The organism is Chamaesiphon sp. OTE_8_metabat_110, assembly GCF_031382685.1.
Lineage (GTDB): Bacteria > Cyanobacteriota > Cyanobacteriia > Cyanobacteriales > Chamaesiphonaceae > Chamaesiphon.
The window spans coordinates 1-8,546 of the sequence record NZ_JANMZA010000256.1; the positions used below are offsets into that span (position 1 = coordinate 1).

Genomic DNA, 8,546 nt, shown 5'->3' on the forward strand with positions numbered 1-8,546 from the left:
TGTCCGAAACCAGTCGGGCTGAGAACATACCCTTGCACCTGAGTCTGGGTAATGCCAGCGGAGGGAAGCTGTTTATGATAGGAAATTGAATATGCGTGCTGAATGGATTGCCAAACGTAGCGGACAAGCCAATGTCTCCCAGATGCACTATGCGCGTCAGGGCGTCGAAACCGAAGAAATGCACCATGTCGCCAAGCGCGAGCGTCTTCCTGTAGATTTGATTCGATCGGAAGTCGCGCGCGGACGGATGATTATCCCTGCAAATACCAATCATCCCAATCTCGAACCAATGGCGATCGGGATTGCATCTAGCTGTAAAGTGAATGCCAATATCGGTGCATCACCCAGTTTTTCTAACATGCAGGATGAGGTTGACAAACTGATTCTCGCTGTCAAATACGGTGCGGATACCGTGATGGATCTCTCCACTGGTGGCGGTAATTTAGATGAGATTCGGATCGAAATCATCAAAAATTCACCCGTTCCCATCGGAACTGTACCGATTTACCAAGCCTTAGAAAGCGTCCACGGGAATGTCGAAAATCTCACCCCCAATGATTTTCTACACATCATCGAAAAACATGCCCAGCAAGGGGTTGACTATCAAACTATCCATGCGGGTATTTTAATCGAACATCTTCCCCTAGTTCGCAATCGCCTGACGGGAATTGTCTCGCGTGGCGGTGGGATTTTAGCACGCTGGATGCTGCATCATCACAAGCAAAACCCCCTCTATACCCACTTCGATGACATTATCGAAATCTTCAAAAAATGCGATGTGTCCTTCAGCTTGGGTGACTCCTTGCGTCCTGGTTGTACCCACGATGCCTCCGACGAAGCCCAGCTCGCCGAACTCAAAACCCTGGGAAATCTCACCCGTCGCGCTTGGGAACATGACATCCAAGTGATGGTAGAAGGCCCCGGGCACGTCCCGATGGATCAAATCGAGTTCAACGTCAAAAAACAGATGGAAGAGTGCTCTGAGGCTCCTTTCTACGTGTTAGGGCCACTAGTTACCGACATTGCACCTGGTTACGACCATATCACTTCCGCGATCGGTGCGGCAATGGCTGGCTGGTACGGTACCGCGATGCTGTGTTACGTCACGCCCAAAGAACACCTCGGCTTACCGAATGCTGAAGATGTCCGCAATGGTCTGATCGCCTACAAAATTGCCGCTCACGCCGCCGATATCGCCCGCAAACGTCCGGGAGCACGCGATCGCGATGATGAGCTGTCCAAGGCACGTTACAACTTCGACTGGAATCGTCAGTTTGAACTCTCCCTCGACCCCGAACGGGCGAAGGAATATCACGACGAAACTCTCCCCGCAGATATCTACAAAACTGCCGAGTTCTGTTCGATGTGTGGCCCTAAATTCTGTCCGATGCAAACAAAAGTCGATGCGGAAGCATTGACTGAGTTAGAGAAGTTCTTAGCTAAAGAGAAAGAGCCTTCGAGTATCGGTTAATTTAAGGTAATGCCAGATCCCCGACTTCTTCAAGAAGTCGGGGATCTTTGTTTGCCGACACACTCTATCTATGGTAAACCGTCAAGGCAGGTAGCACTAGCGGCGATTAAAATCGCCGCACATGAAGCGCAGTCCACCTATATGGACTGAGATCTAGAGTTTTTTAACCAATGTGCGATCGAAAACCCCCCTAACGAGAATACGATCGGGGGGATTAATTAAAATTTAGTAAATAGCAATCGAATTTAACTATTTGGCTTCACATCTGGCAGCAAACACTTATCCGAATCACAACCCGCAGGGCCAGATTCTTCCGACTTGTTACCCAAGTCATAACGACTCAATGCGGTATGAAATTCGGCTGTTTGGCGTCGCTCTAGGACTCCGACCATCATCGTATCGAAAGTTGCTTTGTCGATCGGTTCAAAGGGCAAACGTGGGAAGGTTTGGTGGTCGTCAAACCGCGCGAGTAACGCCGCCGAGATATAACCCTCATCATCCCGAATCGCCTCGAAAATCCGTTTACCCAGCTCATCTACTTCATGTTCGCGCAATTCGATCGTCGCACTGGTATTGTGCCGCACGTAATGCTGCTGAACGCCCATGTAGAAGTCCATCTGTGCCAGCGCACTAAATTGAGCGATTTCGATCGAGTCTGCACCAGGCAGATCCGCCCAAGACACCGCCACTGGAATCTCGATCAACCATTCCGTACAGCGCGGATCGAAGGCGTCATCTAGCAGATTGCCATTTTCATCTTTGTCAGACTGGGACGGAATCACGCTATACCCATAATCGATACAGGCGAGGGCTACAGGGTCATCCTTGCGGAAAGTGATCCGGCGGATGAAACGTTGCGCTTTGGGCGCGTGCCAGCCCGGAGAGGCACCAGTGAGCAGGGATTTGGTACCCGATGGTTGGACTGTGGTACAGCGATTGGGACGTTTGATCCCATGTCGATCGCAATATTCCCACACTGTCTGCTCGACGATTTCGCGCCAAGTGTTCAGATATTCATGTTCTTTTTGCTTGTAAGCAATCCCCGCCGCAGTTGCTGGACGACCTGCCGTCCACCACTGGAGCCATTCGGAGCCAAAGGCATGAACGAAGAAGTCAAATAAACCCGTAAACGACACGCCGACGATCGGATCTAGTTCCCGACTGTATTGATAGCGTGGTTCTTGGAATTTATGGTTGAGTAATGCAGCAACGCTCAAGGCACTAGCCGTAAAAGCGTCTTGCTGTTCTTGGTGGTTATTTGGATCGAGCTGGTTCAAATGTACTTCCCCCAAATTGCAGTGGAAGTTGGTACCGAGAATCTCCAATTTTGTTATCCTAAAGGCTTTTTATCCTCTAGTTCTACAGATTCTAAATTCTCTGTAGTTCGGCGTACATTTTCACTTAATTTAAGTTGTTAAGTGCCCCGCACTCTTGGAGGTTTATATTCTGGCACCCACCAGTTTCATCCTCTACGCTCTACGGTGTTAGAGATTTTTTAATATCTCTAGTTACCTCGGTATTAGCAGGTTAATTAATATCTAAATATTGACAACCATTTCACAGCTTTCACCGATTTTGCAGGGTTTTTAAAGTGAGGCAAATTTATCTACCACACGGATTTAATCCGAACCTAGACATTCGATGTTCTAGTTCTAGTTCTATGTCTAGATCGACAATATTCTTTGTTTCATTACTTATAGTAAATGTCATTAATTTTGCTATATCAGATACTTGACTAACTGCACTAGACAGCTAATCAAGTATCCTAGCACAATTCAAATCATCACAGAGTATTATATCTACTCATCTTCACAACGACCCATTGCATAGTTGGTGAGTACTAGCTCACGATCGTTGCCAAGCTGTGTACTATATTACATTTGTTCCTTAGCCTGATTCTTATATGCAGCTAACAACTCCCTTAAATATCCTTTTGCTAGCTCTTGTGACTGCCCATAAAGATCGATAAAGTGTTGTTTCTTGTCTGGTGTATCCAATAGATCGGCATTCGAGCGAGCGACGGCTTCACCAGCCCACTGAATCGCACCTTCACCCGAATGATATTGCTTCTGAACGGCAGCAACACACTCCTCTAAAGTGGGTTTGTGATGGAAAACACGGGTATGATTGCTCATCCGCAAAGCATCGCGTTCTGGATCGATTCTCCAGTTACCATGTTCGTCTTGTTGCCAGAGATTATCTTTGGCAGTTGCACCAAGGGTATCGCTAGCATTAAATTGGCGCATTCCGGCACTATTTGAAACTAGAATTCCTTCACAGACAAATTCATGAATGCTGGCTACTTCAATATCATAAGTATGCGATGTGCGAACATCCATTTCGACTGAATCGACTTTAACAGGAATCAGATCTGTCGCTTCAGGAATAAACTTCTTGAGCGTTGGCACAATCATTTGCTCTTGTTGATTGCTCCAACCATATCGATAAGTATTTACCAAAGGTCTGACCATGTTTCTGGGAAATCCGTGGTCTTTAAAAGAGTGAGGACGTTCTTTACTCCGATCGGCAAATACTATAGAATGTTGGTTGAATATCGATGCTGTATCGTCGAACGCTCGTCCGCCAACAGTTACTAGTTCACCTTCCCACTTGCCAGTTCGTTTCCGAATGGATGCACATAGGCGAGTTGTGATGCCTAATGAAGCATAAATAGTCTGAACTTGGCGTAAGAAATCCGCATGAACTGATGCGACTAATACGCCCTGACTAAAGCAACCATCAGCATCAGCTAATCCAGCAAGATAAGCTTCCCGAATATCTTTTGTACCTAGTAATATACAGTCAGGAACTGAAATGCTTTCAAAAGGTTGTTTAAATTTAGATAGATATTGGTTTAAAACGCTGGAATTAAATTGCAGCTCAAAAGCTTTCGCTTTGCACTGTAATGGTGTTGTAAGTGTGTGAGTATCTAAACCAAATAACTTACCGACACTAATTAACTTTTCGAGAATTTGCTGTTGATGTTCGGCAACTCGAAATCTGACTCGCCAACCATCGCTAGCAACCGAACCATCTCCATGTAAATACCCAATAAAGTAGGCAACATCAGGAGTGAGTGCAGGGACAGTAATTCGTTTGGAATGGGGAGCTAGTTCACCTTTGAATTCTGGTAATTCTGTTGGCGTACCAGGAATAGATTGGGGCACGAATACCAATCTGTCGTTTGGTTGGAGATCTTTGGCTTTCACCATCCGATAATTGCCATAGATGTCCGTGAGGACGGCAACTTTATGATCTGCCGTACATTCAAAGTAACTATCTTGAGTCTTAATTCGACACAATGATTGTTCGCCTTGGTCGAAGAAGTTTGTGACTGGGTAGAATCCTTTGCTAGTTAAAACTCGATCGCCAATTCTGATTTTTTCAATTGGGACTAATCCCGATTCAGCATGTACTAAAGCACCAGCAGGTAAGCAGCGGCGGATGTTTCCAGCGACAATAGTGACCGCAGCTTCATCGATTAACAGACAGCATTCAACCGAGTTTAATTGTCTACCAACCGCCTTGTTTAGTATCCCTGCGCACCGACCGTAAAGTTCTGGCAGTCTTACGGGATTTGCCATACCACCAAAGCCTTTGAGCTGTTCGCCAGCGGGACGGACATTGCTCAGGTCGATCGAGACGTTCACCTCACCATCAAAGCGATTGTCGCTCGATAATTCTAGTAAGATTTTATAAGAATTAACCCAGCCTTGGCGACTATCGCCGACGCGAATTGTTGCTTTGTTTTCAGCAATTTCAACGGTACTTAATTCCTGACGATTCGCGATCGGGACGCCACCGATTTCATTAGCAATTGCGATATTGAGTTTATTTTTAACAACGGGTAATTTACCAATTAGATCTGGTTCTAAGATTGCCCCCGTTCCGCAACCCATCATCGCTAAATCCATCATCAGGGCAAAGGCTGCCCAGTCACAGACATTTGTACTCGTACAATTGTAGGCACCAGAAAAATTCTGGGGTTGCTCCAACCATTCGCTACCGCCAACCCACAACCACCGTCCCGAAGGCATTGCCTTTACCTGACGCTGCATTCGATCGATAATATCGGCTTCTGCGTCGGTTAGTTTACCTAACTTGACTAAGCCTTTGAGGGTGCGGGTGCAGACTTCTTGCCATGTCTCGCGTCCGGTAGCAGTGAAGCGACTGTAGGTTCTAAAGAAGACAGGATTTGCCGTGGGTGCTGTAGCGGGGAAATCGAGTTGTTGTTGAGCTGGGGCTGAAATCTCCGCGCTCGAACCAGATCCGGAACGAACTCGGTCAAGTTCTCTAACCATGAGTGAGCTATGTTAATTTCTGAACAGAATTAGTAATATAAGGCATCGACACAAGATAAATCAATCTTGTCAAAACCTAAGATATACGCTACTTCTAGCGATCGCATCGCTCTCTAATGGCGGAACTACGAGTTAAATAAGTTTGCAAACTTTTTTACTACTCATTTGCTACATTTACACTTGAATGTGTACCGATAAGATTGAAACCCCCATTGTGAACGATAGTCTACCACCGTGGCGATCGCCGATCGCCCGCGCCCTCCATCGCAACCGCAGCTCACCCCAAGCACGTTATTTTCAACTGGCAACAGTAGATCGGGATTTGCATCCTCACAATCGCACGCTGGTGTTTAGAGGCTGGTTAGAACCGGGCAGTCAACTGCAATCTGTGACGGATCTGCGATCGTCGAAAGCTCTAGATTTATTAGCAGGTGCATCTCCTTTGGCAGCAGTCTGTTGGTATTTCCCCACCACCCGCGAGCAGTTTCGATTGAGTGGGACGCTGCAACTAGTTACAGCAAAATGTGCAGATACTAGCAACCATAAGGCTCGTCAGCAAGCCTGGATGCAGATGTCTGACTCTGGACGCATTCAGTTCGATTGGGGCACTCCTGGAGCAGATCGGAGTACAGATCCCGAAGCCTTCAATCCACCCCAACCAGATCCGTACCAGCCATCAGCGAATTTCTGTCTATTACTGCTTGAAGTTACAAAAGTCGTGCATCTAGAATTACGCGGCGATCCGCAGAATTGCTACTCATACGAGCGAATTAGTGGTGAATGGCAGATGCGATCGATTAACCCCTAACCGACCAGGATTTTAGGATTAACAGGATTAGGTTGTCAGTACTATCTACTCGTCCAAACTATTACCAATTACCGATTCATCCACCCCCTATTCCCTATCCCCTATCCCCTATCCCCTATCCCCTATTAAGCTACAATAATGTCAGCTTATCGGCTGTTGAGTCAGTAGGCAGAGAGAACATCGGAACTCAATCCCGTACAATAATTATCTGTAAATCGATCGCTTGGTAGCGATTTTTAATTTGTTTAATTATCAATAATTTACTTATTCTTTTTGCGTCAATTTAGGTTAATAATTCATGGTTGCCTCAGAACAGATCGACCGGATAGTCGAAAACAAACATCAAAACCCATTTGAAATTTTAGGCCCTCACCAAGTTAAGGAAAATGGAAAAACTGTTTGGGTGGTACGCAGTTATATCCCCAATGCTGAGTCCGTCTCGGTGATGATTCCCGAAGCGCGGCAGGAGCATCTGATGCAGTCAGAGCATCATCCGCACTTCTTTAGCTGCACGATCGATTTACCCGAATTGAGCAACTACCAACTCAAAATTACTGAAGGGGGACACGAACGGGTCATCTACGATCCTTATGCTTTTACCTCGCCGTTGTTGAGTGACTTTGATATTCACTTATTTTCAGAAGGAAATCACCATCGAATTTATGAAAAACTCGGTGCGCACCCGATCGAGATCGAAGGGATTAAGGGCGTCTATTTTGCAGTTTGGGCACCGAATGCCCGCAACGTTTCGGTAATCGGTGATTTCAATTACTGGGATGGGCGCAAGCACCAAATGGCAAGGCGGGAGAATGGGATTTGGGAATTATTCATTCCCGAACTCAAAGTCGGCACATCTTATAAATATGAGATCAAAAATCAAGACGGTCATCCCTATGAGAAGACCGACCCTTACGGATTTTCGCAAGAACCTCGCCCCAAAACTGCCTCGATTGTTGTCGATCTGAGCGTCCACCAGTGGCAAGATGAAGAGTGGGTCGAAAAGCGTCGCCAGAGCGATCTTTTGCGTCAACCGATCTCGGTGTATGAGTGCCATCTAGGTTCCTGGTTACACGCTGCTGCTGGCGAACCAGCTCAGTTACCTGACGGTACGACTTCACCAGCCGTGATTGTTTCTGACTACAATCCAGGGGCGCGGTTTTTGACATATCGGGAACTAGCCGATAAACTCATTCCCTACGTTCAGAATTTAGGATTTACTCATATCGAACTGTTGCCCATTTCCGAGCATCCCTTCGATGGTTCGTGGGGTTATCAGGTGACGGGTTATTATGCGCCGACATCGCGACACGGTTCGCCGGAAGATTTCATGTATTTTGTCGATCGCTGTCACCAAGCTAATATTGGGGTATTGGTCGATTGGGTACCCGGACATTTCCCCAAAGATGGGCACGGTTTGCCCTTCTTTGATGGTACTCACTTGTACGAACATGCCGACCCCCGCATCGGCGAGCATAAAGAGTGGGGGACGCTGATCTTTAACTACGGACGGAATGAGGTCAGAAATTTCCTCTACGCCAACGCGTTATTTTGGTTTGATAAGTACCATATCGATGGGATTCGCGTCGATGCAGTCAGTTCGATGCTGTATCTCGACTATTGTCGGGAGCCAGGAGAATGGGTAACTAACCAGTACGGCGGACGGGAAAATATCGAAGCTGCTGACTTCTTGCGCCAAACCAATCATCTCATCTTTAGTTACTTCCCTGGTGCCTTATCGATCGCCGAAGAATCCACATCATGGCCGATGGTGTCCGCGCCTACTTATCTGGGCGGCTTGGGTTTTAACCTCAAGTGGAACATGGGTTGGATGCACGACATGCTCGATTATTTTGAGATGGATCCTTGGTTCCGCCAGTTTCACCAAAATAATATTACCTTCAGCATGTGGTACAACCACAGCGAGAACTTCATGCTCGCCCTCTCTCACGATGAGGTCGTTCATGGC

4 protein-coding genes and 1 pseudogene are annotated in these 8,546 nt (G+C 46.8%); 4 read left to right on the forward strand and 1 reads right to left on the reverse strand.

Annotated features, from left to right (window positions below):
* Positions 1 to 91: 91 nt before the first annotated feature.
* The gene (gene thiC, locus RMO52_RS09345) at positions 92 to 1,471 is read left to right on the forward strand and encodes a phosphomethylpyrimidine synthase ThiC (protein ID WP_310413264.1); all 1,380 of its coding nucleotides are present in this window, start codon (positions 92 to 94) and stop codon (positions 1,469 to 1,471) included.
* Positions 1,472 to 1,480: 9 nt separating this feature from the next.
* A complete protein-coding gene (locus RMO52_RS09350) occupies positions 1,481 to 1,621 on the forward strand; it encodes a hypothetical protein (protein ID WP_310413267.1) in 141 nt (46 codons plus the stop codon).
* 95 nt (positions 1,622 to 1,716) lie between these two features.
* On the opposite strand, the pseudogene nrdJ reads toward RMO52_RS09350, so the two are convergent.
* Positions 1,717 to 5,772, reverse strand: a pseudogene (gene nrdJ, locus RMO52_RS24660) (ribonucleoside-triphosphate reductase, adenosylcobalamin-dependent).
* 214 nt (positions 5,773 to 5,986) lie between these two features.
* Here nrdJ and RMO52_RS09365 point away from each other — a divergent pair.
* Positions 5,987 to 6,580, forward strand: coding sequence for an Npun_F5749 family FMN-dependent PPOX-type flavoprotein (locus RMO52_RS09365; RefSeq protein WP_310413273.1), 594 nt, complete (start codon positions 5,987 to 5,989; stop codon positions 6,578 to 6,580).
* A 298-nt stretch (positions 6,581 to 6,878) separates the two neighbouring features.
* Positions 6,879 to 8,546: 1,4-alpha-glucan branching enzyme (gene glgB, locus RMO52_RS09370; RefSeq protein ID WP_310413276.1), on the forward strand; the 1,668-nt coding region annotated here is incomplete at its 3' end.